The 3,810-nt window shown below is 67.8% G+C and carries 3 protein-coding genes and 1 tRNA gene; 2 read left to right on the top strand and 2 right to left on the bottom strand.

What is annotated here, in order from left to right; translation table 11 throughout:
• The coding region (locus DPV74_RS40025; RefSeq protein ID WP_119339194.1) for an aminotransferase at positions 1 to 1,045 on the top strand (1,045 nt) is incomplete at its 5' end.
• Between the two features lie 114 nt (positions 1,046 to 1,159).
• Here the strand turns inward: DPV74_RS40025 and DPV74_RS40020 are convergent.
• Both DPV74_RS40020 and DPV74_RS40015 read right to left on the bottom strand, forming a co-directional pair.
• Positions 1,160 to 1,234, bottom strand: a tRNA-Val gene (locus DPV74_RS40020).
• A 98-nt stretch (positions 1,235 to 1,332) separates the two neighbouring features.
• On the bottom strand, positions 1,333 to 2,235 hold the full coding sequence (locus tag DPV74_RS40015; protein ID WP_027786944.1) for a LysR family transcriptional regulator: 903 nt from the start codon (positions 2,233 to 2,235) through the stop codon (positions 1,333 to 1,335).
• A 174-nt stretch (positions 2,236 to 2,409) separates the two neighbouring features.
• Between DPV74_RS40015 and DPV74_RS40010 the strand changes: the two genes are divergently transcribed.
• A partial coding sequence (locus tag DPV74_RS40010) for an acyl-CoA dehydrogenase family protein (RefSeq protein WP_119339193.1) occupies positions 2,410 to 3,810 on the top strand: 1,401 nt, incomplete at its 3' end.

The raw sequence follows: 3,810 nt of genomic DNA, 5'->3' as shown, positions 1-3,810 counted from the left end.
CAACCACTTCTTCTATTGCAACAGCGGCTCGGAAGGCAACGACACCGTGCTGCGCCTCGTGCACCAGTACTGGCGCGTGCAGGGCCAGCCGCAGAAGAAGTACGTGATCTCGCGCAAGAACGGCTACCACGGCTCGACGATCGCGGGCGGCACGCTCGGCGGGATGGGCTACATGCACGAGCAGATGCCGTCGAAGGTCGAGAACATCGTGCACATCGACCAGCCGTATTTCTTCGGCGAGGCCGCGGCCGGCGAAACGCCGGAAGCGTTCGGCCTGGCCCGCGCGCAGCAGCTCGAGGCGAAGATCCTCGAACTCGGCGCGGAAAACGTCGCGGCGTTCATCGGCGAGCCGTTCCAGGGCGCGGGCGGCGTGATCTTCCCGCCGTCGACGTACTGGCCGGAAATCCAGCGGATCTGCCGCAAGTACGACATCCTGCTGGTGGCCGACGAAGTGATCGGCGGCTTCGGGCGCACCGGCGAATGGTTCGCGCACCAGCACTTCGGCTTCGAGCCGGACCTGATCACGATGGCCAAGGGCCTCACGTCGGGCTACGTGCCGATGGGGGCTGTCGGCATTCACGAGCGCGTGGCGCGGCCGATCATCGACAACGGCGAATTCAATCACGGCCTCACGTACTCGGGCCACCCGGTGGCGGCAGCCGTCGCGGTCGCGAACCTGAAGCTGCTGCGCGACGAAGGGATCGTCGAGCGCGTGAAGAACGACATCGGGCCGTACTTCCAGCGCCGGCTGCGCGATGCGCTGGGCGACCATCCGATCGTCGGGGAGATTTCGGGAGCGGGGCTCGTGGCGGGCGTTCAGCTTGCGCGCGACCGGAACCGGCGCGAGCGGTTCGGTGCGAACGTCGATATCGGGACGGTCTGCCGCGACTTCTGCTTCAACGGCAACCTGATCATGCGCGCGACCGGCGACCGGATGCTGCTGTCGCCGCCGCTCGTGATTCGCGAGGCGGAGGTCGACGAGATCGTCGACAAGGCGAAACGGGCGTTCGATGCGACGGCGCAGCGGGTGGGGCATTTCGCGTGAGCTGTCGTCGTGTTCGCCGTGATGACCGCGTAGCGTTGCAGGTCGAATTCGACGATGCGCGCGACGCCAAAACGAAAAGGGCCTGCGTCGTGAGACGCAGGCCCTTGAATTCTTTGGTGGGCGGTACTGGGATCGAACCAGTGACCCCTGCCGTGTGAAGGCAGTGCTCTACCGCTGAGCTAACCGCCCAAAGAAGAATCAAATTATGTCAGAGCTTTTGGGGTTCGTAAAGCCCTTTCTGCAATTTTTTTCAAATAGCCGCAAGCACCGGTTCGCGAGCCGTGCACTCAGCCCGCGAGCGCGGGCAGTGCGTCGATCGACGCGCGCACGTAGTCGGCGAAGCGCAGCGCAACCGGCTCGGCGGTGCCGCTGCGCTTCAGCGCGAGCGTGCGCGATTCGAGCGATGCATCCTTCAGCGGCCGGAACGCGAGCCGGTCGCTCTTCGCCTGCTGCAGCACGCGCGGCACCAGCGCGACGCCCATCCCGAACTCGATCATCGACAGGATCGTCTGCCACAGCCGCGCTTCGTGGCGGATCAGCGGGCTGAAGCCGGCGTTCACGCATTGCGCGATGATCAGGTCGTGATAGTGCGGCGCCGCTTCGCGCGGGAACAGGATGAACGGTTCCGCGGCCAGCGCGGCGAGCGCGACCTGCCTGCGCCGCGCGAGCGGATGTGCGGCCGGCAGGCAGCACACGAACGGTTCCGCATAGACAGGTACCGATTCGACCTCGGGCGGGAAGTGGCCCCAGTGCGCGTAGCCGAGATCGATCTGGCCGCGCTGGATCGCCTGCACCTGCGCGTGCGTGTTCATCTCGCTCAGCACGACCTCGACGCCTGGGTAGTCGGCTTCGAAACGCCGCACCGCATCGGGCAGCCCGCGATACAGCATCGAATGAACGAAGCCGATCCGCAGCCGGCCCGCGAGGCCCGACGCGGAGCGCACCGTCAGGCGTTCGGCCTCGGCCGCCTGCAGCAGCAGCCGGCGCGCTTCGCCGAGCAGCACCTCGCCCGCATTGGTCAGCGCGACGGTCTTGTTGGTGCGCGAGAACAGCTGGACGCCGAGCGCGTCCTCGAACTTGCGGATATCGAAACTCAGCGCCGGCTGCGAGATGAACAGGCGCTTTGCCGCGCGCCCGAAATGCAGTTCCTCGGCGACCGCCACGAAGTAGCGCAACTGCCTCAGTTCCATGGTGTCTCCTCGCGGCGTCGGCATCGATAAGCGATATCTATCGTACCGGATAAATCCTGTATTGGACGCTTATCGATCGCGCGCCTACGCTCTGCGGAAAGCTTTGCACGGGACTGGCCGGGCGCCGCGGCGCCCCCCGCCGGCCGATGTGCAGGCAACCCAGGAGACGCACGCATGAACGACACCGCTCGCACGCCGGACGCCGGCGCATCCAACATCCCCGACAGCCGGGGCCTCGATTTCTTCACGGCCGATCCCGATCTCGGCGCGTTGCTGAAGCTGCATCTCGGCGACGCGCACTATGCCGAACTGGAGCCTCGGCTGCGCGCGCTCGGCGCACGCGTGTCGGGCGAACTCGACGAATGGGCGTCGCGCGCGGACAAGCACCCGCCCGTGCTCGAACACCGCAACCGGCGCGGCGAGGCCGTGCAGCGGATCGACAAGGATCCCGCGCATGTCGCGCTCGAACGTGTCGCGTATGCCGAGCTCGGGCTCGCGTCGTTGAGCCACGGGGCGGAATCCGTTGCGCCGCTCGTCAAGTACGCGCTGACGTTCCTGTTCGTGCAGGCGGAATTCGGGCTGTGCTGCCCGGTCAGCATGACCGATTCGCTGACGCGTACGCTGCGCCGCTTCGGCGATCCGGCGCTCGTCGCGCGCTACCTGCCGAGGCTCGCGTCGCGCGACTTCGACACGCTGTACCAGGGCGCGATGTTCATGACCGAGCAGGCGGCGGGTTCCGACGTCGGCCGGATCGCCACGCGGGCGACGCGCGAGACGGACGCGCACGGCGAGACCGTCTGGCGCCTGACCGGCGACAAGTGGTTCTGCTCGAACGCGGATGCCGATCTCGCGATGGTGCTCGCGCGGCCCGACGGCGCGCCGGACGGCATCAAGGGCCTCGCGCTGTTCCTGCTGCCGAAGACGCTGCCGGACGGCACGCGCAACCGCTACCGGATCGTGCGCCTGAAGGACAAGCTCGGCAGCCGGTCGATGGCGAGCGGCGAGATTGCGCTCGAAGGCGCGCAGGCGTTCCTGATCGGCGAGATCGGCCGCGGTTTCCACCAGATGGCCGACATGATCAACATGTCGCGGCTGTCGAACGGCGTGCGCGCGGCGGGGCTGATGCGGCGCGCGCTGAACGAGGCGCTGCACGTCGCCGCGCACCGCGAGGCGTTCGGCCGCAAGCTGATCGAGATGCCGCTGATGCAGCGCCAGTTGCTGAAGATGCTGCTGCCGGCCGAGGCCGCGCGCGCGATGTTCATGCAGATCGCGCTGCTGCTGCCGCAGGCCGATGCCGGCGACGAGCAGGCGGCGCGCTGCGTGCGGATCCTGACGCCGCTGATCAAGTTCCGCGCGTGCCGCGATGCGCGGCGCGTGACGGGCGATGCGATGGAAGTGCGCGGCGGCACCGGCTACATCGAGGAATGGAGCGATGCGCGCCTCGTGCGCGATGCGCATCTCGGCTCGATCTGGGAAGGCACGAGCAACATCGTCGCGCTCGACGTCGCGCGGGCCGCGCAGCGCGAGCAGGCGCTCGACGCGCTGCGTACCTTTCTCGGCGACCGCCTCGGCGCG

The organism is Burkholderia sp. HAN2018, assembly GCF_024704855.1.
GTDB classification, from domain to species: domain Bacteria; phylum Pseudomonadota; class Gammaproteobacteria; order Burkholderiales; family Burkholderiaceae; genus Burkholderia; species Burkholderia cepacia.
The sequence above is the reverse complement of the archived record's forward strand: the minus strand, read 5'-3'. Positions and strand labels throughout refer to the sequence as shown.